Source organism: Afifella sp. IM 167, assembly GCF_020144925.1.
Lineage (GTDB): Bacteria > Pseudomonadota > Alphaproteobacteria > Rhizobiales > Afifellaceae > Afifella.
This window is the reverse complement of record NZ_NSLC01000008.1, coordinates 1-25,766: the sequence shown is the minus strand read 5'-3', so window position 1 is coordinate 25,766 and position 25,766 is coordinate 1. Positions and strand designations below refer to the sequence as shown.

The 25,766-nt window shown below is 66.5% G+C and carries 20 protein-coding genes and 2 pseudogenes; 13 read left to right on the top strand and 9 right to left on the bottom strand.

From position 1 onward, the window contains the following. Window positions 1–44: 44 nt before the first annotated feature. The 3 genes from CLD20_RS14890 to phaC form a co-directional block, all read right to left on the bottom strand. Window positions 45–2,093: a hypothetical protein gene (locus tag CLD20_RS14890; protein WP_224407450.1), complete on the bottom strand. Its 2,049-nt coding sequence runs from the start codon at window positions 2,091–2,093 to the stop codon at window positions 45–47. A gap of 28 nt (window positions 2,094–2,121) precedes the next feature. After that, entirely contained in the window at window positions 2,122–3,243 is a 1,122-nt protein-coding gene (locus tag CLD20_RS14885) for a hypothetical protein (RefSeq protein ID WP_224407449.1), read from the bottom strand. A 132-nt stretch (window positions 3,244–3,375) separates the two neighbouring features. Continuing rightward, window positions 3,376–5,193: a class I poly(R)-hydroxyalkanoic acid synthase gene (gene phaC, locus CLD20_RS14880; RefSeq protein WP_224407639.1), complete on the bottom strand. Its 1,818-nt coding sequence runs from the start codon at window positions 5,191–5,193 to the stop codon at window positions 3,376–3,378. A 548-nt stretch (window positions 5,194–5,741) separates the two neighbouring features. Between phaC and CLD20_RS14875 the strand changes: the two genes are divergently transcribed. The 8 genes and pseudogenes from CLD20_RS14875 to recJ all read left to right on the top strand — a co-directional run bounded on the left by CLD20_RS14875 (window position 5,742) and on the right by recJ (window position 13,945). After that, the gene (locus tag CLD20_RS14875) at window positions 5,742–6,224 is read left to right on the top strand and encodes a hypothetical protein (protein WP_224407448.1); all 483 of its coding nucleotides are present in this window, start codon (window positions 5,742–5,744) and stop codon (window positions 6,222–6,224) included. A gap of 71 nt (window positions 6,225–6,295) precedes the next feature. Next, the gene (locus CLD20_RS14870) at window positions 6,296–7,513 is read left to right on the top strand and encodes an LL-diaminopimelate aminotransferase (RefSeq protein WP_224407447.1); all 1,218 of its coding nucleotides are present in this window, start codon (window positions 6,296–6,298) and stop codon (window positions 7,511–7,513) included. A gap of 32 nt (window positions 7,514–7,545) precedes the next feature. Beyond that, entirely contained in the window at window positions 7,546–8,862 is a 1,317-nt protein-coding gene (locus CLD20_RS14865; protein WP_224407446.1) for a homoserine dehydrogenase, read from the top strand. 37 nt (window positions 8,863–8,899) lie between these two features. Next, a complete protein-coding gene (gene glpX / locus CLD20_RS14860; protein WP_224407445.1) occupies window positions 8,900–9,889 on the top strand; it encodes a class II fructose-bisphosphatase in 990 nt (329 codons plus the stop codon). Window positions 9,890–9,990: 101 nt separating this feature from the next. Next, window positions 9,991–10,734, top strand: a pseudogene (locus CLD20_RS14855) (carbonic anhydrase); the annotation flags it as partial. Window positions 10,735–10,761: 27 nt separating this feature from the next. Then, entirely contained in the window at window positions 10,762–10,968 is a 207-nt protein-coding gene (locus CLD20_RS14850; RefSeq protein ID WP_224407638.1) for a ribosomal protein L7/L12, read from the top strand. 298 nt (window positions 10,969–11,266) lie between these two features. Then, window positions 11,267–12,022: a carbonic anhydrase gene (locus CLD20_RS14845; protein ID WP_224407444.1), complete on the top strand. Its 756-nt coding sequence runs from the start codon at window positions 11,267–11,269 to the stop codon at window positions 12,020–12,022. A 93-nt stretch (window positions 12,023–12,115) separates the two neighbouring features. Next, window positions 12,116–13,945: a single-stranded-DNA-specific exonuclease RecJ gene (recJ, locus tag CLD20_RS14840; RefSeq protein ID WP_224407443.1), complete on the top strand. Its 1,830-nt coding sequence runs from the start codon at window positions 12,116–12,118 to the stop codon at window positions 13,943–13,945. 33 nt (window positions 13,946–13,978) lie between these two features. Here recJ and CLD20_RS14835 read toward each other — a convergent pair whose 3' ends face one another. Together CLD20_RS14835 and CLD20_RS14830 are read right to left on the bottom strand one after the other, a co-directional pair. Further along, window positions 13,979–15,730, bottom strand: coding sequence for a B12-binding domain-containing radical SAM protein (locus tag CLD20_RS14835; protein WP_224407442.1), 1,752 nt, complete (start codon window positions 15,728–15,730; stop codon window positions 13,979–13,981). A gap of 94 nt (window positions 15,731–15,824) precedes the next feature. Continuing rightward, on the bottom strand, window positions 15,825–17,618 hold the full coding sequence (locus CLD20_RS14830) for a radical SAM protein (RefSeq protein ID WP_224407441.1): 1,794 nt from the start codon (window positions 17,616–17,618) through the stop codon (window positions 15,825–15,827). Window positions 17,619–17,856: 238 nt separating this feature from the next. Here CLD20_RS14830 and CLD20_RS14825 point away from each other — a divergent pair, with 238 nt between their 5' ends. Further along, entirely contained in the window at window positions 17,857–18,195 is a 339-nt protein-coding gene (locus CLD20_RS14825; protein WP_224407440.1) for a YARHG domain-containing protein, read from the top strand. 46 nt (window positions 18,196–18,241) lie between these two features. Here CLD20_RS14825 and fghA read toward each other — a convergent pair whose 3' ends face one another. Further along, window positions 18,242–19,075, bottom strand: a complete 834-nt coding sequence (gene fghA, locus CLD20_RS14820) for an S-formylglutathione hydrolase (RefSeq protein WP_224407439.1) — start codon at window positions 19,073–19,075, stop codon at window positions 18,242–18,244. Between the two features lie 25 nt (window positions 19,076–19,100). Next, complete coding sequence (locus tag CLD20_RS14815; protein ID WP_224407438.1) at window positions 19,101–20,228, bottom strand: S-(hydroxymethyl)glutathione dehydrogenase/class III alcohol dehydrogenase; 1,128 nt, start codon at window positions 20,226–20,228, stop codon at window positions 19,101–19,103. Between the two features lie 194 nt (window positions 20,229–20,422). Between CLD20_RS14815 and CLD20_RS14810 the strand changes: the two genes are divergently transcribed. The 4 genes from CLD20_RS14810 to CLD20_RS14795 all read left to right on the top strand — a co-directional run bounded on the left by CLD20_RS14810 (window position 20,423) and on the right by CLD20_RS14795 (window position 24,621). Continuing rightward, the gene (locus CLD20_RS14810) at window positions 20,423–22,447 is read left to right on the top strand and encodes an acetyl/propionyl/methylcrotonyl-CoA carboxylase subunit alpha (protein WP_224407437.1); all 2,025 of its coding nucleotides are present in this window, start codon (window positions 20,423–20,425) and stop codon (window positions 22,445–22,447) included. A gap of 86 nt (window positions 22,448–22,533) precedes the next feature. Then, the gene (locus tag CLD20_RS14805; RefSeq protein WP_224407436.1) at window positions 22,534–23,784 is read left to right on the top strand and encodes a cyclopropane-fatty-acyl-phospholipid synthase family protein; all 1,251 of its coding nucleotides are present in this window, start codon (window positions 22,534–22,536) and stop codon (window positions 23,782–23,784) included. Between the two features lie 17 nt (window positions 23,785–23,801). Continuing rightward, window positions 23,802–24,086: an acylphosphatase gene (locus CLD20_RS14800; RefSeq protein ID WP_224407435.1), complete on the top strand. Its 285-nt coding sequence runs from the start codon at window positions 23,802–23,804 to the stop codon at window positions 24,084–24,086. Window positions 24,087–24,171: 85 nt separating this feature from the next. Further along, window positions 24,172–24,621 (top strand): hypothetical protein, encoded by a 450-nt coding sequence (locus tag CLD20_RS14795; protein ID WP_224407434.1) that lies wholly within the window; start codon window positions 24,172–24,174, stop codon window positions 24,619–24,621. Here CLD20_RS14795 and lipB read toward each other — a convergent pair. Continuing rightward, window positions 24,601–25,359, bottom strand: coding sequence for a lipoyl(octanoyl) transferase LipB (gene lipB, locus CLD20_RS14790; RefSeq protein ID WP_224407433.1), 759 nt, complete (start codon window positions 25,357–25,359; stop codon window positions 24,601–24,603). The two genes, CLD20_RS14795 and lipB, sit on opposite strands and share 21 nt — an antisense overlap. A 167-nt stretch (window positions 25,360–25,526) precedes the next feature. After that, window positions 25,527–25,766 (bottom strand): annotated as a pseudogene (locus tag CLD20_RS14785) (hypothetical protein); the annotation flags it as partial.

The window sequence follows — 25,766 nt, the reverse complement described above, 5'->3', positions numbered from 1 at the left end:
CCGGCCGCACCTTCGCGCCGCTCGCACCTTGGCGCCCTGCGCGCCTACCTTTGCTGCAGGAGCTCCGGCACCGGCGGCGTGCCGACCACCGACACTTCCAGCCCCAGGAGATCGATCAGCGAGGCCGGATCGGACTTTGCCGCAAAGAGGATCTCGTCGATCCGCATCGGCTCGCCCGGTCGGGCGCGCGCCACCAGCGTCCCCTTGCCGTTCAGGAAATCCTGCAGCGGCGTGGCGACGAGGTTCGCCACCTCCGGCGGCGCCATGGTCGCCAGCAGGAAGGGCAGGGCGGCGACGGTTTGCTCCTTGAAGGCCTCTTCCGGCTGGTTCTGCTGGGCGGCGACGAAGGCAAAGCCCCGGTCGACGATCGAACGGTCGGTGATGGAGAGCGTGGCGCTCTCCAGGCGCAGGCCCATCAGCAGGCCGATGCTCTTCAGGTTGCCGTTCTCCTGGTCCATGCTGGCAAGGCTGACCTGCCTTATCCACTGCTCCGTCACCCCGGCAAGGCCATAGGCAGCGCTCATATCGGCGACATCGGCGACGCGCATCGTCGAGGCGCTCTGGGAAAGGCCGCTCTCGGCCTGCCAGTTGGAGGCTGATTGCATGTCGATGCGGATCTGATCGTAGCCGAGCCGATCGAAAAAGGCGGCCGCCTTCGGATCGGAGCGCAGGAGGAGGCCGGGGATGACGAGACCGCTGATCTCGCTGGTTCCCCCGGTCGGCAAAATGCCCTTGTAGCCGTCGATGTTGCCGCTCAGCGAAGCGATGCGCAGGGCCCCGGCCTCGCTCTGGCCGAGGGCGAGCCCTTTTATGGAGAAACTTTCGAGCCTCGGCACCAGCCGCGGGACGAGCTCGGCGATCGCCTCTTTCTGTTCCGCACTCGGCTCGCCGCTCTCCGGCAGGCCAAGGCCGACCAGCTCGGTGACGGCGGACAGTTCGGGGAAGCTCAGTTTGTCCAGGCGAAACGCCTCGAGCGCGCCATAGCCGCCGGGTGCATGCACGGAAAGCCCCGAGAGCGTCATCGATCCGAGGCTCGCCAGCGACAGGTCGGAAAGCGCAAAGCCACCGATCTCGAGCGATCCGGCCTCCTCGCCGGTCTTTTCGGCGAGGATGCGGCCGATGCGGAAATTGCCGAGCCTGATGGAGGAAAGGAGCGCGCCGACGGCCTTCGTCGCGGCCTGCGGGTCGTCTTCCGCCTTGGCGCGCGCCTTGCCGTCCTTGGGCAGGGCGGAGAGCTCGTCGAGCGCCCTCACGAAGGGTTCGGCCGGCGGGCGCACGGCCAGCTCGGAGCCGGCGATTTCCGCCACCGAGAAGGTGAAGCCGTTCTCGCCCGTGCCGCTGATGCCGGAATAGGCGAAGTTCTTCACCGCACTCCGCCAGGGGCGGGCGCCGCTGTCGGGCCGGTCGGAGAAGAGCTGGGCCAGGCTGAGGAGATCGATGCCCTCGCCGACGGCCGTGGCCAGCCTGAGGCGTGTCGGCTTTTCGCCCCGTGTCTCGATGGTGATCGGGCCGGCCTCGCTTCGCAGCACCGAGCCATTGGCCCAGCCGGTCACCTTCAGGCCCTCATAGGTGAAGTGGGTGCGCCCGCCTTCCCGTGGCAGCACGGTCATTTCGATCTTCGGCACTTCGGCGAGCGAGACGGCGCCCTCTGCAAGCCTCGAATAGAGCGCGCCCAGCGATGCGAAGGGGCGCTGGTCGTCGAATTCCATGCCGATGAGGTCCGGCAGGGAGAGGTTTTCCGCGCTTACCTCGGGCGCGCGCGCCGTCGCCCTTTCGGTGACGATCTCCACGCCCGTCATGGCAAGGCCCTCGGCGGAAAAGCCGCCGCCCGGGCGCTCGGCCGGGTCCGTCATGCGCAGCGTGTCGAGGGTGATGGTGAGGGCGGGATCGGCACGCTGGAAGGTCACGGCGGCGGCGACCACCTCGTCTTCCTCGGAGATGATGCTCGTCGCCGAAGCGCTCCATTGCGGAAGCGCATCGACCTTCTGGAGGAACTGGCGAAAGAGATCCTCGCCCGCCGGGCTGGCGACCGCGCTCCCGGGGACGAGGCAGGCAATGGCGAGAAGAAGGTTCAGGCGGTGAAGGCGTCGCATGGCGGTTCTCCTCGCTGGACTGGCGGCGCTATTCGGCCTGGTTGGCGGTGACCGTGGCGTTGAGGACGTCCGGGATCGTCTGTGGCGCGGCGCTCAGGAGCTGCACGATCTGGCCGCCGGAGACCGGCGCTTCCGGCTTGAGCGAGACGGTGAGGCTCCGCGGGTCCTTCAGGAAGGTGCCGAGGGCCGCGGCGGCCTTCGACTGGAACTCCGGATTCTGCAGGAAGCCGAGCATGAAGGGCAGGGCGGCGGCGAGCTGATCGACATACTGCTCGCGCGTCATGCCCTGCTGCTTGGCGAAATGCTCCAGGACGCGGCCGGCGAGCGAATTGTCCTCGTAGACGAGGGTGAAGTCGGCGACGCTCATCGTGCCGAGGCCGCCGAGCGGATCGGTCGCCGCCGCCTCGCCGCCGATGCCGCCGAGGTCGCCCTTGGCCGTCAGCGTGCCGCCGTCGCGCAGCGTCAGCGACACCTCGTCGAGGCTGAGCGCCTTGCTGCCCGCATTGCGGCTGCCCTCCCAGGTGACGTCGAACACCGTCTCCTCGTAGCCGAGATCGGAGGGGGTGATCCTGCCGCCGGCTGGGAAGTAGCTGAGCGGGATCGTCACCGCTTCGGCGTTGCCCTTGCTGGCCTGCGGCACGCCGTCGACGATGTCGCTGACATCCATGGTGAAGGTGGAAATGGTCAGCGGCTCGGTGCGCTCTTTCGGCGTCAGCGAAATCTCGGCGCCGGTCATCCGGCGGTAGCTGACGCGGGTCTTCTCGTCGGGCGCGGCCTTTTTTGGAAAGCTCGCCTCGCCGATCATCACCTTGCCGATCGTGCCGGTGGTGTCGCCGGACATGGCCCCGTCCGTCATGGTGATCGCGTCGGCGGCGAAATCATCGCCCGCCTCCGCGACGCCGGTCAGCTCCACCTGGGAAAAGCGCGTCTGCGTGCTCCCGTCCTTCGGCACGAAGGAAACCTCGCCCAGCGTCACCGTATCGCCGCCGCCGGAGGCGGAGCCGATTTTCACCTCCATCTCGCCGCCGCGCGACATGGCGGCGGCAAAGGCGTCGGAAACGGCGGAGGCGTCCTGCGCCATGGCGATGCCCGCGGGTCCGAGCAACCCGGCGACCAGCACCGGCACGAAGACGAGACGATTGGAAAGCATGTTTGTCCTTTGCACGCTGGAGCGGCTCAGCGGCCGATCGAGGTTGGAGCCCGCCTGCATGATGAGGCGGGAATCGGAATGGGCAAGGTGCGGGCACAATTGCGTCCGCTCGGTGTCATGTCGCACGGCCGCTCAGCTTTTCATGCGCACATACGAGCCGGGGGCGTCCTCGAGCGCGTTGAGCCGCCCGCCGCCGACGGCCCGTTTCTTCACGCGCCGGTCGTCGAGGGTCTCGATCCAGGACTGCCAGTCCGGCCACCAGGAGCCCTTGTGCTCCTCGGCCTCGCCGATCCACGCATCGAGGTCGCCCCTCGCGTCCTTGCCCGTCCAGTACTGGTACTTGCCGCGCGAGGGCGGATTGACGACGCCGGCGATATGGCCCGAGCCGGAAAGCACGAATCGCACCGGCCCGCCGAAATACTGGCTGCCGTGGAAGACCGATTTCGCCGGGGCGATGTGATCCTCGCGCGTCGCCAGGTTGTAGACCGGCGTCATCACCCTGCCGAGATCGAGCGTCTTGCCGGCGAGCTTCATGCGCCCGCCCGTCAGGTTGTTCTCCAGATAGCAGTTGCGCAGGTAGTAGGAGTGGTTTGCCGCCGGCATGCGCGTGGCGTCCGAATTCCAGTAGAGGAGGTCGAACGGCATCGGCTCCTTGCCGGCCATGTAGTTGTTGATGACGTATGGCCAGATGAGGTCGTTGGAGCGCAGAAGGTTGAAGGCCGTCGCCATCTTGGAGCCTTCCAGATAGCCGCGGCGGGCCATGTCCTCTTCCAGCGTCTCGATCTGCTCCTCGTCGGCGAAGAGCTTCAGGTCGCCCGCATAGGTGAAATCGACCTGCGCGGCGAAGAAGGTGGCGCTGGCGATCGGGGGTTTCTTGCGCGACTGGGCGAGGAAGGCGAGGGCGACCGCGAGCAGCGTGCCGCCGACGCAATAGCCGATGGCGTTGACCTCCTCTTCGCCCGTCGCCTTCTTGATGACGTCGAGGCCGAAGAAGATGCCCTCCTGCATATAGGCGTCGAAGCCCTTGGAGGCATGCCGCTCGTCCGGGTTGATCCAGGAGATGACGAAGACCGAGTGGCCCTGGGCAACCGCCCAGCGGATGAAGCTCTTCTCCTCGTTGAGATCGAGGATGTAGTACTTGTTGATCCATGGCGGCACGATGAGGAGAGGGCGCTTCAGCACCTTCTCGGTCGTCGCCTCGTACTGGATGATCTGGCAGATATCGTTCTGGGCGATCACCTTGCCCGGCGTGGTGGCGAGATTTTCTCCGACGGTGAAGGCGTTCTTCGTCTGGCGCAGGCGCAGCGTCCCGTGGCCCGCCTCGATGTCCTCCGCCAGCATGTGCATGCCGCGCGCCAGGTTCTCCGCATTCGATTCGGCTGTCGCGCGCAGCACGGCCGGGTTGGTCGCGGCGAAGTTGGTCGGGGCGAATGCGTTGGAGATCTGCTTCACGTAGAAGCTCGCCTTCGCCTTCGTATGCGGATCGATGCCCTCGGCCTTGTCGACGAGTTCATCCGCCCAGCGCGAGGTGGCGAGGTAGAGCTGCTTCAGGGCGTCGAACATCGGATTCTGCGACCATTCGGGATCGGAGAACCTCTTGTCGGCGGGCGTGTCCGGCGCCTCCTGCGGCGTATCGTCGACGGTGCGGCGCAGCGCGTTGTTCCAGATGGTGAGATATTGGCCCCACAGCCGCGTCTGGGCTTCCAGCGTGCGCGTCGGATCGGCCATCCAGTATTCGCCGATATGGCCGATCGTCTTCATCACCTCGGCCGTCTGTGCGGCGAGCATTTCGGGTCCGGCGCTGCCTTCCTCGCGCGGGCGCAGATAGGCGGCGAGCGCCTTGCCGCCTTCCTCGAAGGCGCGCGCCATGTTGCGGGCGAAGGCCTCCGGATCGGAGGCGATCTGGGGCAGGTGCGGCGCGTTGCCCCCGGTGCCCGGCGCCCCCGGCACGGATGTGTCCTTTGGCGCCTGCTGGTCCTTCTGCGGTTCCTGCCGCGCTTCCTTTGGTGGTTCCTTCGTCGCTGCGGCGCTGGCGGCCTGCCGATCCGGCGCCTGCGCCTTCGTCTCGGCCTTCGCCGTCTCCTGCGGGGTGGGCGATTCGCTCTTTCCGGCGGGCTTCGACGCGGCCGCCTTCTTGCTCGCCTTGCGCGGGTTGTTCGCCTTGCGGGGGCTATTGGCCTTCGACGAGCCCGATTTTTCGCGCACGGATTGCCCGTCGGCGCCCGCCTTCGTGGAAGGCGTGCCGGTCTTGACCGGCGCTTCCGCCCTTAGGGGAGCTTCGCCGCGCAGCGGCTCTGTCGCCGCCTCGGACTTGCCCTTCACAGGCTTCTTCCCCTTGGACTTCGCCGGCGTTTCACGCGACCGGTTCTTGAGTTCCGCCATCCTGACACAAATGCTGTATTTAGCTCACGCCCGCCCACAAACTGGCGTATCGGCTTCGTTGAGCCTTATAGCACGGGTGTCCTGACCCTTCGATTGCTGCCCGACGAGGATTTGCGTTGAAATTTTCCGCCCGTATTCCTTTCGCAACATTTCGCCGCAACAGCGCCGGCGCGATCTCGCTCGCCTTGCCGCTTTGCGCGGCGCTGGTGCTTGGCTCCTGCGCCGGCGTATCGAGCGCCTTCCATCCGATGCGGACCGATCCCGTGCCGCAGGAAAAGCCGGTCGATCCGGAAAAGGCCGCGGCCCGCGAGAATGCGATTGCCGAGATCCGGGCCAAATCGGCGGCCGGGGAAAAAGAGGTGACCGCCTTCCCGCACGTCTTCACCAACACGCCGCCCAGCAACGTCTCGACGAAATCGCCGGAGCGCGTCGAAGAGATCACGCAGGAACTGAGGGCGATCGCCGAGGCCCGCAAGAACGCCAGCGGCGCCCAGCTCGCCGAACTCGCCGCCCGCGAGCAGGAGCTCATGAAGCTGATGCGCACGCATGACGAGACGACGAGCGAGGAAATTCGGCAGAACAGCGCGAATATGAGATAGTTGCGCGGCCGCGCGGCTGGTGAGAAAAGCCGTCTTCCCGGATCCGGGGCCTGATCGACGAAAGAAGCGCCATGAACGAGTTCCACAAGATCAAGAGGCTGCCTCCCTACGTTTTCGAGGAGGTGAACCGGCTCAAGGCCTCGGCGCGGGCCGCCGGCGCCGACATCATCGATCTCGGCATGGGCAATCCGGATCTGCCGACGCCCTCTTTCATCATCGAGAAGATGGTGGAGACGGTGCAGAAGCCGCGCACCAACCGCTATTCCGCCTCCAAGGGAATTCCGGGCCTGAGGCGTGCGCAGGCTGCCTATTACGGGCGCCGCTTCGGCGTGAAGCTCGATCCGGACCGCCATGTCGTGGCGACGCTCGGCTCCAAGGAAGGCTTCGCCAACATGGCGCAGGCGATCACCGCGCCTGGCGATGTGGTGCTGGTGCCCAATCCAAGCTACCCGATCCACGCCTTCGGCTTCCTGATGGCGGGCGGGGCGATCCGCCATGTGCCGGTCGAGCCCGGTCCTGAGTTCTTCCAGGCGCTGGAGCGCGCCGTCTACCATTCGATCCCGAAGCCGATCGCGGTCATCCTTTGCTATCCGTCGAACCCGACGGCGCATGTCGCCGATCTCGACTTTTACCGCGACGTCGTCGCTTTCGCGCGCCGCAACGACATCTTCATCCTGTCCGACCTTGCCTATTCGGAGCTCTATTTCGACGGCGAGCCGCCGCCCTCCGTCCTGCAGGTGCCGGGCGCGATGGACGTGACGGTCGAGTTCACCTCCCTGTCGAAGACCTTTTCGATGCCCGGATGGCGCATGGGTTTCGCCGTCGGCAACGAGCGGCTGATTGCCGCGCTGGCGCGGGTGAAATCCTATCTCGATTACGGCGCCTTCACGCCCATCCAGGTGGCGGCTGCCGCGGCGCTCAACGGGCCGGAGGAGCCGATCGAGGAGATGCGGCGGATCTATCGCAGCCGCCGCGACTGCATGGTGGAATCCTTCGCCCGGGCCGGCTGGGAGATCCCGGCGCCCGCCGCCTCCATGTTCGCCTGGGCGCCCCTGCCGGAGATCTTCCGGGAGATCGGTTCGCTCGGCTTTTCCAAGCTGCTCATCGAGCGGGCCGATATCGCCGTCTCGCCCGGGATCGGCTTCGGCGAGCATGGCGAGGGCTATGTGCGCGTCGCGCTGGTGGAGAACGAGCAGCGCATCCGCCAGGCTGCGCGCAACCTCAGGCGCTTCCTTGCCTCGGCCGAGGAAACGTTGCACAACGTCGTCCCTCTCAAGGCGAAAGCCTGACAACGGCATTTCAGATTTCCCGGGAAGGTATCATGGATCAGCCCCTCAGGCTCGGATTGGCCGGGCTGGGCACGGTCGGCACGTCCGTCATCCGGCTTCTTCGCGAGCACGAGGAATCCCTGACGGAGAGGGCAGGCCGACCGCTTCGCGTCGTCGCCGTCTCGGCCCGCAACCGTAACAAGGACCGCGGCATTTCGCTCGACGAACTGGAATGGTTCGGTGATGCGGAGGCGCTGGCGCGTTCCGGCAATGTCGACTGCGTCGTCGAGCTCATCGGCGGCGAGGACGGGATTGCCCGATCGGTGGCGATGGCGGCCCTTAACAGCGGCAAGTCGCTGGTGACGGCCAACAAGGCGCTGCTCGCCTCGCACGGCCTTGAAATGGCATCGGCGGCGGAAGCTTCCGGCGCGGTGCTCGCCTTCGAGGCGGCCGTCGGCGGCGGCATCCCGATCGTGAAATCGCTGCGCGAGGCGCTCGCCGGCGACCACATCTCCCGACTTTTCGGCATCCTCAACGGCACCTGCAACTACATCCTCACGCGGATGGAGCTGGAAGGCATCTCCTTTGCCGAATGCCTCGCCGACGCTCAGGCGCTCGGCTATGCGGAGCCCGATCCGACCTTCGACGTGGAAGGTCTCGACACGGCCCACAAGCTCGCCGTCCTCACCTCGCTCGCCTTCGGCGTGGAGATCGACAAGGATGCGGTCTTCGTGGAGGGCATCACCTCGATCGCGCCGGAGGACATTTCCGCGGCCGACGAGCTCGGCTACCGCATCAAGCTTCTCGGTGTCGCGCAGGAGACGGAGACGGGTATCGAGCAGCGCGTCCACCCGACCATGCTGCCGAAGGATTCCAACGTGGCGCGCATCGGCGGCGTCACCAATGCCGTCGCGGTGGAAGGCGATTTCGTCGGCACCGTCGTTCTGTCGGGTCCGGGCGCGGGCGGCGATGCCACGGCCTCCGCAGTCGTCAGCGACATCGTCGACTGTGCGCGCGGTTTTCGCGCGCCGCCCTTCGGCCGCCCCGTCGCGAGCCTCAAGCCGTACAAGCGTGCGCGCATGCGCCGCCATGCCGGCGGCTACTATCTGCGCCTCACCGTGCCGGACCGCGTCGGTGCCTTCGCGGCGATCGCCCGCTGCATGGCGGATCGCAACATCTCGCTCGATTCCATCGTGCAGCGGAACCGCGCCCCGGGCGCCGCGCCGCGCCGGGAGGCGGACGAGCTCAGGAACGTCACCATCATCACCCACGACACGACCGAAGAGGACGTGCGTGACGCATTGCGGACGATCGAGGCCGGCGGCGATATTGTCGGCCGTCCGCAAATGATACGTATAGAAGCGCTATAAGAGGCGGGCGGCAGGGCCGTCGCCGGGAGGAGACTACATGGCCGAGGAAGAAGTCATCGCAATGGAGCGCGTGCTCACGCTGGAGCTCGTGCGCGTCACCGAGCGCGCGGCGGTCGCAGCGGCGAAGATGCGCGGGCGCGGTGATGAAAAGGCGGCCGACCAGGCGGCGGTCGACGCCATGCGCAACGAGCTCAACCGGCTCGACATTCGCGGCCGCATCGTCATCGGCGAGGGCGAGCGCGATGAGGCGCCGATGCTCTATATCGGCGAAGAGGTCGGCAACGGCGACGGGCCGGAAGTCGACATCGCGCTCGATCCGCTCGAGGGCACCACGATCTGCGCCAAGAACCTGCCGAACTCGCTGGCGGTGATCGCGATCACCCGCCGCGGCGGCCTGCTCAACGCGCCGGACGTCTACATGGAAAAGCTCGCCATCGGGCCGGGCTTTCCGGAGGGCTTCATCGAGCTCGACATGCCGCCGGCCGAGATCGTTTCGCGCATCGCCAAGGAAAAGGACGTGCGCGACCGGGATGTGACCGCCTGCATTCTCGACCGGCCGCGCCATCAGAAGCTCATTGAGGAGGTGCGCGCCACCGGCGCCGCCATCCGCCTCATCGGCGACGGCGATGTCGCCGGCGTGATCCATACGACCGATCCGGAGCAGACCGGCATCGACTTCTACATCGGCACGGGCGGCGCGCCGGAGGGCGTGCTGGCCTCGGCGGCGCTGCGCTGCATGGGCGGCCAGATGTACGGCCGGCTGATTCTGGATTCCGACGAGAAGCGCAAGCGCTCCGAGCGCATGGGCATCGAGGATCCGCGCCGCATCTATTCGGAGGAGGACATGGCTTCCGGCGACGTGCTCTTCGCGGCGACCGGCGTCACCGACGGCAACCTCCTGCACGGGGTCAGCTTCCGGCGGGGCATTGCCATGACGCATACGATCGTGACGCGGTCCTATACCGGCACGCAGCGCTGGGTCCGGGCCCGGCACGTCGTGGAAGACAAGTTCGAATTCATCGACTGATCGACGACGAGCCCGGGCCCTGCGCCCGGGCTTTTTGCTTCTGGGAAGGGAAGAGGAAGAAGCCACACAGGCAGACAGACACGAATAGACGGGGGGTCGAGATGGAACGGGGGCGTTTCCGGACGACATTTGCATTTTTAGGATTTTTCGCGCTTGGCGCCGGCGCCGCCTGTGCCGAAGAGGGCGCGCATTGGAGCTATTCGGGGCCGAACGGGCCCGGCAACTGGGGCGCGCTCTCGGAGGATTACGAGGCCTGCGCCGCCGGCAGCCAGCAATCGCCGGTCGATATCGCGGGCACCATCGAGGCCGAACTGCCGGCGCTGGCGTTCGACTGGAAGAGCGGGCCGGGCGCGATCGTCAACAACGGCCATTCCATCCAGGTCAACCTCTCGGCCGGCAGCCGCCTCGCGCGCGGCGATGCGAGCTACGAACTCCTGCAGTTCCACTTCCATGCCCCGAGCGAGCATCTCGTCGGCGGCGAAGCGTTTCCGATGGAGGCGCATTTCGTGCATCGCGATGCGGTGACGGGCGCCCTCGGCGTGGTCGGCGTCTTCCTCGTTCCGGGTGAGGAGAACGCGAGCTTTGCCGCACTGGCGAAAGCCTTTCCCGCGCAGGCGGGCGCGGAGGCGAAGCTCGAAGCGGTCGATCCGCGCGGGCTCCTGCCGGACAAGCGCGATTACTGGACCTACGAAGGCTCCCTGACGACGCCGCCCTGCAGCGAGATCGTCGACTGGATGGTGATGGCCGAGCCGGTCGAGGTCGCCGAGGCCGACATCGCGAAGTTCACCGCGCTCTACGAGGGCAATGCCCGTCCGGTGCTCGCCGCCAACCGGCGCTTCATCCTCGGCCCGGCGGTCGCGCCGACGCCGCAGGTGGTCGATGTGGTGCTGACGAGGGCCGGGCGCAGCAAGCCGGCCGTCATCAAGCAGCTCCGTGCGGCCGCCGGCCTCAGCGTCCGTGAGGCGATGGCGCTTGTCGGCGATGCGCCGAAAGTGATCGGATCGCGCCTCGAGCGGCCAAAGGCCGAGGAATTGAAGAAGCGGCTGGAATGGGCGGGTGCTTCCGTCGAGCTGAGATAGGAGAACCGGCCCCCGTATCGGGCCGGTCCTTTCATCGCGGAGACGAGCCTTTCTTTCGCCGCACGACAAGAGGCCTGCCGGACAGTGCTTCGGCAGGCGAATCTGAGGATTGCGCGGCGAATTTAATTCATTAACGCCGGCAACAACTCCCTCTCATCGGAAATCAAATCGCGTTGACCTTCGAGGGCGGCGCGCGCTCAATTTGTGCTGGCCGTGAACTGCATCTGGAAGTGGTTCTCTGCGCGCAAATCTTTCGGCGCCGCGACGGCGCGCCGGATCAGCTTCAGAAGGATTTCCGATGTCTTGCATGAATGCGCTTCGCTCCTCCGCAGCTCTCGCCCTCTGCCTCGGCCTTGCCGGTGTCGCGCTGGCCGAAGAAGGGGCTCACTGGAGCTACGACGGCAAGACCGGGCCCGAGCATTGGGGCGAGATCGACCAGAAGGCGAAGGCCTGCGGGACCGGCATGCATCAGTCGCCGATCGACATCAGCGGGGCGGAGGACAAGAACCTGCCGGAAATCGAGCTTTCCTGGCGCGATGGGGCCGGCACCATGGTCAACAACGGCCATACGATCCAGGTGAACATGCCGGAGGGCAGCACGCTTGCGCGCAGCGATGCGACCTATCAGCTCCTGCAATTCCATTTCCATGCGCCGAGCGAGCACACGGTCGACGGCAAGCACTTCCCGATGGAAGCCCATTTCGTTCACAAGAACGCGGCGAACGACCGGCTCGGTGTCCTCGGAGTCTTTCTCGTTCCGGGCGGCGAGAACGCCGCCTTCAAGCAGCTCGCGGCCGCCTTTCCGGCCGAAGCCGGCCAGGAAATGGCGCTCCGCGACGTCGATGCCGCCGGTCTCGTACCGTCATCGCTCGACTACTGGAGCTACGAAGGCTCTTTGACCACGCCGCCCTGCAGCGAGATCGTCGACTGGATGGTCGTCAAGGAGCCGATGCAGGTCGCCCAGGACGACATCGACCGCTTCCTCGCCCTCTACGACATGAATGCCCGCCCGACGCTTCCGGGCAACGGCCGCATGGTGATCGGCTCCAAATAGAGCTTGCCCGCGGGCCTGAAAGCCGGGGAGGAGGACGGTCTTCTCCCGCGGCTGCCTCGACGGCGTCGATGGCGGTCTCCATAATCGCCCCCCATGTGGGGCAGCTCCGAATCACACAATCCCGGCCTGGCAGGCGGCCAGGACGCTTCCGTCTCGCTCGGGGTGGAACGCTCGCTGAAGGGCCGGCCCTGGCGCATGCGGCTCGATGCGGCCGGAGAGGCCGCGGCGCTCGCGATTTCCCAGGCGCACGGCCTGTCGGACACGGTGGCGCGGGTGCTGGCCGGCCGCGGCATTTCGCAGGACCGGGCCGCGGCATTCCTCGCCCCCTCGCTCAAGACCGACATGCCCGATCCCGCGAGCCTGCGCGACATGGACAAGGCGGTGGACCGTCTCGCCGACGCCGTCCAGCGCGGCGAGAAGGTGGCGATCTTCGGCGACTACGATGTCGACGGCGCCACGTCCTCCGCGCTCCTCTTCGAGACGCTTTCGGGGCTCGGCCTTTCGCCGGAAATCTATATCCCCGACCGGCTGATCGAAGGCTACGGACCGAATCCGGAGGCGATCGACCGTCTCGTCGACGGCGGCGCGCAGCTCATCGTCACCGTCGATTGCGGGGCGACGAGCTTTGAGGCGCTTCAGCGTGCGCAGGAGCGCGGCGTCGATGTGGTCGTCATCGACCATCACCAGATGGGGGCGGAGCTGCCGCCATCGGTCGCCCTCGTCAACCCGAACCGGCAGGACGACATTTCGGGGCTGACGAATCTCGCCGCGGTCGGCCTCGTCTTCATGACCTCCGTGGCGCTGCTGCGCGAGCTTCGCCGGCGGGGCGACCGGCGCGCCGCGCCGGACCTGTTGCGCGCGCTCGATCTCGTGGCGCTCGGCACGGTCTGCGATGTCGTCCCGCTCACCGGGCTCAACCGCGCCTTCGTCGCCAAGGGGCTGATTTCGCTCCGGCACGGCGGCAGGCCGGGGCTCGTCGCGCTTGCCGCGGCGGCGCGGCTTACCGGGCCGGTCGAGACCGGCCATTGCGGTTTTCTCCTCGGGCCGCGCATCAATGCGGGCGGGCGGATCGGCGAGGCGGGACTCGGGGCGCGCCTCCTGACGACCGGCGATGCGGCCGAGGCGGAGCGGATCGCCGCCACGCTGGAGCGGCTCAATGCCGAGCGTCAGGCGATCGAGGCCGAAGCGGTGGCGGAGGCCGCGGCTGACACGGAGGCGGCCATTGCCCGGCGCGGCGCAACGCCGCCGCTCGTCCTTGCGGTCGGCGAGACCTGGCATCCGGGCGTCGTCGGCCTCGTCGCCGCGCGCCTCAAGGAGCGCTTCGGCCGTCCGGCCTTCGCCGTGACCTTCGACGGGCCCGGTGCCGACGGGACCGGCTCCGGCCGCTCCATCCCCGGCGTCGATCTCGGCGCGGCGGTGCGCGCGGCGGTCGCGGAGGGCATCCTGAAGAAGGGCGGCGGCCACCATATGGCGGCCGGCATCACCGTGGAGCGCGGCCGGCTTGCCGATTTTTCGGCGTTTCTGGAAGCCCGGCTCGCGGGCGCGGTCGAAAAGGCGCTGGCGGAGGATTTTTTGAAGCTCGACGCGCTCGTCACGGCCGAAGGCGCAAGCCGCGAGCTCTTCGCCGAGCTGGAGAAGTGCGGGCCCTATGGCGCCGGCCATGCCTCCCCCGTCGTCGCGCTGCCGGCGCACCGGATCGCCTATGCCGATGTCGTCGGCACCAGCCATGTGAAGCTCGACCTTCGCTCTGCATCGGGCGGGCGAATCAAGGCGATGGCGTTTCGCGAGGCGGAGAGCCCGCTCGGCCAGGCGCTGCTGAAGGGTCGCGGCGAGCCGATGCATGTCGCCGGCACGCTGACGCTCAACCGCTGGGGCGGGCAGGAGAAGGTGGAACTGAGGGTCCTGGACGCTGCCCCCGCGTGAGGCGGGAGGCTCGGCGTGCCAGGCAGGGCGCGGCTACTCCGCCGCTTCCAGCCGGGCGGGATCCTTCTTCTTCACCGGCGCGCCGTGGGTCTGCGGAATCGCGTCCTCGAACGTCGCCATCAGCTCGGTCGTCTCGTCCTCGCTCACCGGCCGCAGGGCCTCGTCCATGTAGGCGAGCTTGTCCGGATCGGCCTCGACGCGCTGCCAGATTCGCCGCAGCCGTAGATAGAGCTTCGCCCACTGGTAGTTCTTGTAGAAAACTTCGCCGGCATAGCGGGGATAGAAGAGGAGGGGGTTTTCCAGCTTCATGCCCCGGCGGCGCTGGCGGCGCACCTTGCGGCGCAGGAAGCCGGCCTCCAGCGGATGCACCTTCTCGATGGTGACCGAGCCGTAGAAGGCGCCGAGCCCCATAAAGAGCTGCTTCGTCTTCACCCCGCGCGCCGCGCCCCGCCGAAGTACCCGTTCGACATGCGCCTCGTCGAAGCAGACCTCCCAGCATTCGCGGTAGATCGCCTCCCATTCGGCGTCGCTCATCTTCGGGTGGTGCGAGACACGGTGGTTGAGGTCGTACTTGTTGACGTCCGGATCCATCCAGACGCCCTCGCGCACCATCTTCTGGTGATCCTCCGAACCCGGAAGCGGGGTCAGGAAGAAGAACTCGACGAGATCGAGCGGCAGCTCCTTCTTCAGGATCTCCATGTTGCGACGGATCTTTTCCGGCGTGTCGTCCGGAAAGCCGAGGATGTAGCCGGCATAGGTGACGACGCCGGCATCCTTCCAGGCCTGGAGCATCTTGCGATACTCCCAGATCTTGTTCTGCCGCTTCTTGGCAGCCATCAGCGCATCGGGGTCGATGTTCTCCAGGCCGATGAACACGCGGTTGCAGCCCGCTTTCGCCGCCTTCTCGATGAAGCCTTCGAGGCGATGGCAGAGCGTGTCGACCTGCAGGATGAACTTGAAGCGCAGACCCTCTTCGCGCAGCGCGATCATCCGATCGAGGATCGCTTCCCAGTTCTTGTTGCGGGCGAAATTGTCGTCGGTGATGAAGAAGCGCTTGATGCCCTGAGCGGCGTTGCGGCGGATGATCTCCTCGATGTCGTCGGGCGTGCGGTAGCGCGATTTGCGCCCCTGCACGTTGATGATGGTGCAGAAGGAGCACTGGAAGGGGCAGCCGCGGCCGGAATCGAAGCTCGTATAGCTGCCGGCGGTGCGCGAGACGTTATCCGCCGGCAGGAAGGGCAGGGAGGCCCGGCTCATCTCCGGCAGATCGTGCATGTAGTTGTAGAGCGGCTTGAGGCGGTCCTCCCAGACCGCTTCGATGATCTCGTCCATGCGCCCTTCCGCCTCGCCGGCATAGATGGCGGCGCCGAGGCTCTGGGCTTCCTTGATGTCGTCCGGCAATTCGGGGAGCATCGCAAGGCAGCCGGAGACGTGAAAGCCGCCGATGATGACGGGAATGCCGGCCTCGCGGAAGGTGCGCGTCATGTCGAGGGCGCGCGGGAACTGGTTCGATTGCACGCCGACGAGGCCGACGAAGCCGGCGTCTGCGGCGCGGATCTCGCGGATGATCTTGTGGAACGGGATGACAGTGTTGGTCTCGTCGTAGGGCGTGACCGCGATATCGACGTCGCCGAGGATGCTGCGGTCGGCGCAATCGCGGATGAGGCCGTAGAGCGCGGCAAGCGAATTGGAGGGAATCGACGAACGTGCCCACTGGATGACGTAGCCGTCGTCGTCATAGTGCGACGGCTTGATGAGAATCGCCCTGAAGGTCTTGCTGGCCACCGAACCCTTCCCGCCCGGGATCATTCGCCGGATCAACCGTTTCGATCGCAATCCTTGCCGCGAGCCGGCGCGATGCGCCTTCCGCGACGGGCGCCTATTCGGCGGCCGTCAGAACCTCTTCCTCGGCGGCGGCAACCTCTTCCTCGCGGCGCTTGCGCTCTCCCGCCTGGCGCTTCGCCTTCTCGACAGCGGCCCGGGCGCTGTCGTTGAGGGCGAACATCGCCAGATCCTCGCCTTCGGCGTCGACGACCGGCGTGATGGCGAGGTCGCGGTAGGACCTGGAGGCCGGGTCGGCGGCGATGCGCTTGCGGATCTTGTGGGTCTTCAGCGCGTAGAGGCCGAAGCGCACATACTTCACCGCCGTCTCCGCCCAATGCCGCGGGTAGAAGACGAGCGGTGAGAGGCGCGGCATTTCCGGCCGGCGCTGGGTGCGGTCCTTGCGCCTCAGATAGCCGCATTGCTGGGGATGCACGCCCTCGAAATTGGTGGCGCCGTAGATCTGCAGGACCGAGCGCCAGATCTTCACCGGCTTGATCCCGTAGGCGACGTTGCGGCGCATGATCCGCTCGACGTGCTCGTCGCTGTAGTACCAGTTCCAGATGTCGCGATAGGTCTTCTGCCAGAGTTCCGCGCTCATCTTCGGATGGGCGACGGTCACCGTCTCCAAATCGTATTTGTTGAGATCGGGATCCATCCAGGTGCCGGCCTCGGTGAGGTTCCTGTGGTCCTCCGAGCCGGGCAGCGGCGTCAGCATGGTGAATTCGAGAAGGTCGACCGGCAGCTCCCGCTGCACGATCTCGATGTCGCGCTTCAAGGTCTCGGGGGTGTCGCCCGGCAGGCCCATGATGAAGCCGGCATAGGTGATGATGCCGGCCTCCTTCCAGGCCTGGAACATCTTTCGGTATTCGGTGATGCGGTTCTGGTTCTTCTTCATCACCGCGAGATTGTCGGCATTGATCGATTCAAGGCCGATGAAGACGTGGCTGCAGCCGGCGGCCGCCGCCTGCTCGATGAAGCCGGGGCTCTTGTGGGCGAGGGTATCCACCTGGATGAGGAAGCTCACGGCAAAGCCCTGGGCGCGCAGGCTGATCAGCCGGTCGAAGATCGGCTCCCAGTTCTTGTTGCGGGCGAAATTGTCGTCGGTGATGAAGAAGCGGGTAATGCCCTGCGCCCGGTTTTCCAGGACGATCCGCTCGATGTCGTCGGCGTCGCGCCAGCGGCTCTTCCTGCCCTGGACGTTGATGATGGTGCAGAAGGAGCATTGGAACGGGCAGCCGCGCCCGGCGTCGAAGGAGGAAATGACGCCGTCGTAGCGCTTCACCAGCCGCTGCGGCAGGTAGGGGATGGTCTCGCCCTGCAGGTTCGGCAGGTCGTCCATGTAATTGTAGACGGGCTTCTCGGTGCCGGCGTCGACGTCCTTCAGGAAGGCCTCGAAATGCTCCTCCGCCTCGCCGGCGAAGAGCGTGACGCCGAGGTCGATCGCCTCCTGCAGTTCGGCCGGCATCTCCTTCAGCATGGCCAGGCAGCCTGAGACGTGGAAGCCGCCGATCGCGACCTTGACGCCTTCGGCGCGCAGCTGGCGGGCGATCGCCATGGCGCGGGGGAACTGGTTCGACTGCACGCCCACGAGGCAGACGAGGCCGGAACTGCCGGGCGCCTTGATGCGCTCGGCGATCCTGCGCAGCGGCAGCCGCACGTTCATCTCGTCCCAGGCGTTGATCTCGATCGCGACCCCCTCGCCGAGAACCTGGCGCTCAGAGCAGTCGCGGGCGATGGCGAAGAGACAGGCCATCGAATTGGAAGGGATCCAGGCCTTCCACCACTGGATGACGTAGCCGTCCTTGTCGTAGTGCGACGGCTTCACGATCTCGATGTGAAAGGTTCGCATCTGGAAACCTGTCTGATGCAAGATCCTGCAAAAAATTACCAAAATTCGCGCCAGACGTCAGTGGCAATACGGCCACAACCGCGATCTCGGCGGTATTGTCCATGATTTCAACTTGTTAAGCGGGCGATTTGCGGCTCAGATCGGGTCTGCGGGCAGCCTTCGGTGTCGGATGGTCTGTCTTCGCACCAGGTGATCGCCCGCCGGATGGAGGACGGGCCAAAAACACGGGGGAAGAGACATGCGCACCACGATCCTTGCCGGACTGCTTCTTGGCGGCCTTTGCGCGGTGGGCCTGCCGCAGCCGGCGAAAGCCGACTGCTTCCAGGGGCTCGGCTGCACGGACCAGCACCGGTTCGGGCAGGCGGATCTCCGCTCCATGCGCTGCAACGACCTCTGGTACGTGCGCAACCGCATCTTCGACGAGAACGGCTATTGCTTCCGCACCTCGCGCGGGCGGGCGAATTTCGACAATTCCGATTGCTGGGAGAACGACCAGGGCCGCGTGCGGATGAGCGGCATCGAGCGCGCCAACGTCAATGCGATCGTGCAGGCCGAGCGGGCGCTCGGCTGCCGCTAGAGGGTGTGGCGGGCGCCGCCTTCAGGCGATGGCGGCGCCGGCCTTTTCAGGACCTCAGCCGCTCGGCGTGCCAGGCGAGGTGGTCCGCCATGAAGGACGAGATGAAATAGTAGGAATGGTCGTAGCCCGGATGGCGGCGGAGCGTCAGCGGGATGCCCGCCGCCGCGCAGGCCGTCTCGAAGAGTTTCGGACGCAGCTGCTCGGCGAGAAAATTGTCCGCCTCGCCCTGGTCGATCAGAAAGCCGGAGAAGCGCGCGCCGCCCTCCACCAGCGCCGTGGCGTCATGCCGGCCCCATTCGGCGCGATCCTCGCCGAGATAGGTGCTGAACGCCTTTTCGCCCCAGGGGACCTGTGCCGGCGCCACGATCGGCGAAAAGGCCGAACAGGCGCGGAAGCGATCCGGGTATTTCAACGCCAGGGTCAGCGCGCCGTGCCCGCCCATCGAATGGCCGAAAATCGAGGCCCTGGAATCGTCTAGCGGGAAATGCTCGCGCAGGAGTCGAGGCAGCTCCTCCATGACGTAGCTTTCCATCCGGTAGTTTTTCGACCAGGGCTCGCGCGCGGCGTCGAGATAAAAGCCCGCGCCCTGGCCGAGGTCGTAGGCATCGTCGTCCGGCACGTCCTCGCCGCGCGGCGAGGTATCCGGGCAGACGACGATCAGGCCGTGCTCGGCCGCCGCGCGCCGGTACTCTCCCTTTTCCATCACATTGGCATGCGTGCAGGTGAGGCCGGAAAGGTAAGTGACGACCGGGCAGGGGCCGTCCTTCGCCTGCGGCGGGACGAAGACGGCAAAGGTCATCTCGGTGCCGGTCGCCTTGGAGGCATGGCTGTAGACGCCCTGCGTGCCGCCATGGGCGGCCCAGGTGGATATCGTTTTCAAACGGTGCTCCGTTTTCGGTTCGGCTTCAGTAGACGACGACCGAGCGGATCGATTCGCCCGCATGCATCAGGTCGAAGCCCTTGTTGATCTCGTCGAGGGAAAGCGTGTGGGTGATCATCGGGTCGATCTCGATCTTCCCGTCCATGTACCATTCGACGATCTTCGGCACGTCGGTGCGGCCCCTGGCGCCGCCGAAGGCCGTGCCCTTCCAGGTGCGGCCGGTGACGAGCTGGAAGGGGCGGGTGGAGATTTCCGCGCCGGCCGGTGCGACGCCGATGACGACCGACTGTCCCCAGCCGCGATGGGCGCATTCCAGCGCCTGGCGCATGACGGTGACGTTGCCGGTGCAGTCGAAGGTGTAGTCGGCTCCGCCGATCTGGTCGGCCCCGCGCTTCGTCAGGTTGACGAGGTAGGGCACGATGTCCTCGCCGATCTCCTTCGGATTGACGAAATGGGTCATGCCGAAGCGCTCGCCCCATTCCTTCTTCGAATTGTTGAGGTCGACGCCGATGATCATGTCGGCGCCGGCGAGCCTCAGGCCCTGGATGACGTTGAGGCCGATGCCGCCGAGGCCGAAGACGACCGCCGTGGCGCCTTCCTCGACCTTGGCCGTGTGGATGACGGCGCCGATGCCCGTCGTCACGCCGCAGCCGATGTAGCAGATCTTGTCGAAGGGGGCGTCCTCGCGGACCTTGGCGACGGCGATCTCCGGCAGCACCGTGAAGTTCGCGAAGGTCGAGGTGCCCATGTAATGGTGCAGCGGCTTGCCATCGAGGGAGAAGCGGGAGGTGCCGTCCGGCATCAGGCCCTGGCCCTGGGTGGAGCGGATCGCGGTGCACAGATTCGTCTTCTGCGACAGGCAGGACGGGCATTCGCGGCATTCGGGCGTATAGAGCGGGATGACGTGGTCGCCCTTCTTCAGGCTCTTCACGCCGGGCCCGACCTCGACGACGACGCCGGCACCCTCATGGCCGAGGATGGAGGGAAAGATGCCTTCCGGATCGGCGCCGGAGAGCGTGAACTCGTCCGTGTGGCAGATGCCGGTGGCCTTCACCTCCACCATCACCTCGCCCTCCTTCGGTCCTTCCAGCTGGACCGTGGTGACCTCAAGCGGCTTGCCGGCCTCGAAAGCCACGGCGGCGCGAACGTCCATTCATTATCCTCCAGATTTGCGCGGCCAATCTGTCAGGCCTTTGCCGGCCGGCGCAAGAGCGCCGGCGGCGGTGCGCGCGCCGCGCGGGGATGCGACCGCTTCGCCCGGGGGCGGGGAAATGCGCATTTTTTCTTGCCGCGACGATGCTTGCGCCCGCATAGAGGGTCGCTTGATCGGGGAGGACAAGGCCGGGAATGTTTTCCAAGATTCTGATTGCCAACCGTGGCGAGATCGCCTGTCGCGTCATCCGCACCGCCAAGCGGATGGGCATTGCGACCGTTGCCGTCTACTCGGAAGCCGACCGCCATGCGCTGCACGTGGAGATGGCGGACGAGGCGGTTGCGATCGGCCCGGCTGCAGCCGGCGAGAGCTACCTGAAGATCGAAACGATCGTCGAGGCCTGCCGCCAGACCGGCGCCGAGGCCGTGCATCCGGGCTACGGCTTTCTTTCCGAAAATCCCCATTTCGCCCGCGCGCTCGATGCGGCCGGCATCGTCTTCATCGGCCCGCCGGTCGGCGCGATCGAGGCGATGGGCGACAAGATCACCTCCAAGAAGGTCGCCAAGGAAGCCGGGGTCAATGTCGTGCCCGGGCATATGGAACTCATCGAGACGACCGACGAGGCGGTGGCGATCTCCAACGAGATCGGCCTGCCGGTGATGCTGAAAGCCTCGGCCGGCGGCGGCGGCAAGGGCATGCGCGTCGCCCATACCGAGCGGGAGGTGCGCGAAGGCTTCGAGGCGGCCCGCCGCGAGGCGAAATCCTCTTTCGGCGACGAGCGCATCTTCATCGAGAAATTCATCGTCGAGCCGCGCCATATCGAGATCCAGGTGATGGCGGACGGCCACGGCAACGTCATCTCGCTGGGCGAGCGCGAATGCTCCATTCAGCGCCGCAACCAGAAGGTCGTGGAGGAGGCGCCGTCGCCCTTCCTCGATGCACAGACGCGCAAGGCGATGGGCGAGCAGGCCTGCCGGCTGGCCGCCGCCGTCGGCTACCGTAGCGCCGGCACGGTCGAGTTCATCGTCGACCAGCACCGCAACTTCTATTTCCTGGAGATGAACACCCGCCTGCAGGTCGAGCATCCGGTCACCGAGCTCGTCACCGGCCTCGACCTCGTGGAGATGATGCTGCGCGTGGCGGCCGGCGAAAAGCTGCCGATTTCCCAGGAAGAGGTGGTGATGAAGGGCTGGGCGGTGGAATGCCGCCTTTATGCGGAGGATCCCTTCCGCAGCTTCCTGCCGTCGACGGGGCGTCTGTCGCGCTACCATCCGCCGGCCCATGCTTCCGGCGACGGCACCAAGGTGCGCAACGATACCGGCGTCGTGGAGGGTTCGGAGATCACCCTCTTTTACGATCCGATGATCGCCAAGCTCTGCACCTACGCGGAAGGCGAGGGGATGGCCGCCCGCTCGGCGGCGATCGCCACGATGAGCGACGCGCTCGACGCCTTCACCGTGCACGGCATCCGCCACAACATCCCGTTTCTCGCCGCCCTGATGGCGCATCCGCGCTGGGAGGAGGGAAGGCTCTCGACCGCTTTCATCGCCGAGGAATTTCCCGACGGGTTCCACGGCGCCGAGCCGAGCGAGGAAGACCGGCGGATCTACGTGGCGATCGCCGCGACCTGCCATCTGATCGAGCGCCAGCGCCTCGACCGGCTTTCCGGCCGGCTGAAGCCGCATTCGGGGCGCATCCAGAACGACTGGTGCGTGCGCCTCGACAACGAGTTCGTCGATGTGGCGGTCACGGCCGGCAGACCCGGCGTGCCCTGCGAGATCGACCTTGTGGTCGAGGGCGCGAAGATGCGGGTGTCCACCGCATGGCAGCCTGCCGACCTCACCTTCCGCGGCGTCGTCGACGGGCGGGACGTTTTCGCCCAGGTCTCGCATGATGGCGCGGCCCTGCGGATCGAGCGGCGGGGGGTCTCGCACGAGACCCATCTGATGCGCCCGGCCGTCGCCGAGGCGGCGCGCCATATGCCGGAGAAGAAGGCGGGCGAGCTTCTCGACCGGCTGATCTGCCCGATGCCTGGAATCGTCATCTCGCTGCCGGTGAAAGAGGGCCAGAAGGTCGAGGCGGGCGAGACGCTCGCCACCGTCGAGGCGATGAAGATGGAGAATGTCCTCAGGGCCGAGCGCGACGTCGTGATCAAGAAGGTATGCTCGGCGCCGGGCGACATCGTCGCCTTCGATCAGGTGCTCATGGAATTCGAATAGCCGTCTCAAATCCCGCGCCCATTTTGGGCTTCCACTCGCTCGGCGGGCTGCGATAGGCTTGCCGTCAGGAAAGGAGTGGGGCGGGCATGTGGCTTTTGAAAAGCATCCTGCGCTCCTTCGTGCGCAACGGTCATCTGAAGATGATCGACGCGGACGGGCGCGAGCATCATTTCGGTGGCAAGTTTCCTGGCCCGGACGTCACGATGCGTCTGCACGACAAGGCGCTGCACTGGCAGCTTGCCGTCAATCCGGAGCTCTTCGCCCCTGAGGGGTATATGGATGGGACGCTGACCTTCGAGGAAGGAGCGACCGTCAAGGACTTCCTGGGGCTCTTCTCCGTCAATCGCGACTACCTCGCCGGGCATCCGGCGCAGACCGTCATCAACGGCGCCTATCGGGCGCTGCGGCGATGGCACCAGTACAATCCGCTGTGGAAGGCGAAGGAAAACGCCAAGCACCACTACAACGTCAAGGAAGACATCTACCGTCTCTTCCTGGACGAGCGGATGCAGTATTCCTGCGCTTATTGGCGGGATCCGGAAAACGAGACGCTGGAGCAGGCGCAGCTGAACAAGCTCCGCCATATCGGCGCCAAGCTGGACCTGAAGCCGGGCATGAGGGTCCTGGATATCGGCTCCGGCTGGGGCGGGCTGGCGATCTTCCTCGCCCAGACCTTCGATGTGGAGGTGACCGGCGTCAATCCGGCGACCGAGCAGCTCGCCGCGGCACGCCGCTGGGCGGAGGCGGAAGGGCTTTCCGGCAAGGTGACGTTCATCGAGAGCGACTACCGGGAGATTACCGGCCAGTACGACCGCATCGTATCCGTCGGCATGTTCGAGCATGTCGGCTATCGCTACTATGACGCCTATTTCCGCAAGGTCTTCGAGCTGCTGAAGCCGGACGGCTTCATGATGCTGCATTCGATCGGGCGGATGACGCCGCCGGGATCGACCGGGCCCTTCCTGCACAAATACATCTTCCCCGGCGGCTATGTGCCGGCGATGTCGGAGGTTTTCGCCTCGCTGGAGAGATGCGGCCTTTGGGTGGACGACGCCGAGGTCCTGCGCCTGCACTACGCCTATACGATCCAGTGCTGGTTCGATCGCTTCATGGCCAACCGCGAGCGGGCGGTCGAGATCATGGACGAGCGCTTCGCGCGGATGTGGGAGTTCTATCTCGCCGTGGTGGAACTCGGCTTCGTTCACGGCTCCAACATGGTCTTTCAGCTGATCCTGTCGCGCGAGCGCGATGCGGTGCCGATCACGCGCGACTGGATTCACGAGGCGGAGGTGCGGCTGGAGCAGGGCGGCAAACTCTCGGTGGCTGCGGCCGAGTAGGCCCGCTCGTGCCATCCGTGCCGGCGAAATCCATCCACGTTCTCATCTCCGGCCGCGTGCAGGGGGTCGGCTTCCGCGCCTGGACGGAAGCCGAGGCGAGCCGGCTCGGCCTTTCCGGATGGGTGAAGAATCGCCCCGACGGAGCTGTCGAGGCCGTGTTTTCGGGGCCGGCCGAGCGAATCGACGACATGCTCGCCCGCTGCCGTGCGGGCCCGCGCTTCGCCTCTGTGGGCGAGGTGAGGATACTCGGCGATGTGCCGGAAGAGACTGGACCTTTCCGAATTGCCCGGCCGCCGCGTTAACATCGATTTAAATTCGAATTGGAGCGTCAACCCTTTGTTAAGGTAGCCTTCCGGGCAAGCCAGAAGGCAATCATGGGGTGACGTCATGTTCGCGTATCGCAGCCCGAGCCGCCGGCTGATGCTCGCCGTGGCGGCTCTCGCCAGCCTGACGGCGGCCGGCGCCTACGCCGCCGTGGGGGAGCGGCCGCAGACCGTCGCGGCCGAATACACCGCCCGGCCGATGGAGAAGATGACCAATGTGCGCCTGCGCTTCCTGCCGGAGGGCAATCCGCAGGAAGGGCATGTGAAGGTGCTGCTGACACCGGAGAGCCGGCCGCTCACCTTCTTCGAGGCGCGCCAGGCCGTGCAGCAGGCCTTCCTGGAGACGCTGAAGGAGCCGGGCCTGCCCGACGAACTCAGCCGCATCGCCGTCACCGTGCAGATGCAGCCGGAGGGCGTCCTCTCAACCGACGAGGACAAGACCTATCTCTTCATCCGCAAGGGCGCCAAGACCTGGACGATCATCGCCCAGCCGTCAGGGGGAGCCGGCCTCTGAGCCGAGCGGGCCGAAGACGGCCCTGAAGGCTTCGCTCAGCGCCCGGTCCGCTTCGGCGAGGTTTTCGCTCGCGCCGAGATCGGCAAGGCTCGTCACGCCGTGCCCGGATATGCCGCAAGGCACGATCCCGGAAAAATGCTCAAGCTCGGGCGAAACGTTGAGGGCGATGCCGTGCAGCGTCACCCAGCGGCGCACGCGCACGCCGATGGCGGCGATCTTGTCTTCCGTGACGGGGGCGCCGGGCAGGGACCTTTCGGGCCTTTCCACCCAGATGCCGACGCGGCCTTCGCGCCTTTCGCCCTTCACCCCGAAAGCGGCCAGCGTCAGGATCAGCCAGGCTTCGAGCGCGCGCACATAGCGGCGGATGTCCGGCCGCCGGCGTTCCAGGTCGAGCAGCACGTAGGCAACCCGCTGGCCGGGCCCGTGATAGGTGAACTGGCCTCCGCGACCGGTGCGGAAGACCGGGAAGCGGTCGGGAGTGAGGAGATCGTCCGCCACGGCGCTCGTGCCGGCCGTATAGAGCGGCGGATGCTGAAGCAGCCAGAGGCATTCGCGGGCGGTGCCGGCCCGGATCGCGGCGGCGCGCTCGTCCATGAAGGCAAGTGCCTCGGGATAGTCGACGAGGCCCTGCGAGACGATCAGTTCGACCGGATCGGAGCCCTCGCGGGCCAGAAACCTCTCGTCGGGCTCGGGCGGCGGGCAGGCGGTTTCGTCGAGGGTGCGCTCGGATCGCAGCATCGCGCTTCACATAGGCGCGGCTGCGGCTTCTGACGAGTGTTTTTGCGTGGGTGCGCTTAGGCGCGACCGCTCGCGGGCGGGAGAGAGAAGCAAAAAGCGCGAGAGCGGCACAGGGCAGGGTGGGAGGGAGCCCGTGCCGCTCTCGCTTCCGGCGGATATCGATCCGCTCAGAAGGCCATGCCGATGAACTTGCGGCTGTAATGGCCGGAGAACGCGTTGAAGCGGACCGCGAAGCGCTTGCCGTGACGGGTCGCGTGGTAGCGGTAGAACTTGCCGCCGCAATCGAGCGGCTGGATGTTGTGGAAGCCGTGGGCATGCAGGCGCATCCGGCCGCCCTGGCAGCTCACCTTGTGCCAGCCGCCGCCCGGACCCCAGCCGCCGCCGGGACCCCAGCCACCGCCTCCGCC

Coding starts and splice junctions, on each gene's coding strand:
- CLD20_RS14865 (WP_224407446.1), top strand. CDS start 7,546: ATGGATCAGCCCCTCAGGCTCGGATTGGCCGGGCTGGGCACGGTCGGC.
- CLD20_RS14830 (WP_224407441.1), bottom strand. CDS start 17,618: ATGCGAACCTTTCACATCGAGATCGTGAAGCCGTCGCACTACGACAAG.
- CLD20_RS14890 (WP_224407450.1), bottom strand. CDS start 2,093: ATGCGACGCCTTCACCGCCTGAACCTTCTTCTCGCCATTGCCTGCCTC.
- CLD20_RS14815 (WP_224407438.1), bottom strand. CDS start 20,228: ATGGACGTTCGCGCCGCCGTGGCTTTCGAGGCCGGCAAGCCGCTTGAG.
- CLD20_RS14885 (WP_224407449.1), bottom strand. CDS start 3,243: ATGCTTTCCAATCGTCTCGTCTTCGTGCCGGTGCTGGTCGCCGGGTTG.
- CLD20_RS14870 (WP_224407447.1), top strand. CDS start 6,296: ATGAACGAGTTCCACAAGATCAAGAGGCTGCCTCCCTACGTTTTCGAG.
- CLD20_RS14825 (WP_224407440.1), top strand. CDS start 17,857: ATGCGCACCACGATCCTTGCCGGACTGCTTCTTGGCGGCCTTTGCGCG.
- recJ (WP_224407443.1), top strand. CDS start 12,116: ATGTGGGGCAGCTCCGAATCACACAATCCCGGCCTGGCAGGCGGCCAG.
- CLD20_RS14845 (WP_224407444.1), top strand. CDS start 11,267: ATGTCTTGCATGAATGCGCTTCGCTCCTCCGCAGCTCTCGCCCTCTGC.
- CLD20_RS14810 (WP_224407437.1), top strand. CDS start 20,423: ATGTTTTCCAAGATTCTGATTGCCAACCGTGGCGAGATCGCCTGTCGC.
- glpX (WP_224407445.1), top strand. CDS start 8,900: ATGGCCGAGGAAGAAGTCATCGCAATGGAGCGCGTGCTCACGCTGGAG.
- lipB (WP_224407433.1), bottom strand. CDS start 25,359: ATGCTGCGATCCGAGCGCACCCTCGACGAAACCGCCTGCCCGCCGCCC.
- CLD20_RS14795 (WP_224407434.1), top strand. CDS start 24,172: ATGTTCGCGTATCGCAGCCCGAGCCGCCGGCTGATGCTCGCCGTGGCG.
- CLD20_RS14805 (WP_224407436.1), top strand. CDS start 22,534: ATGTGGCTTTTGAAAAGCATCCTGCGCTCCTTCGTGCGCAACGGTCAT.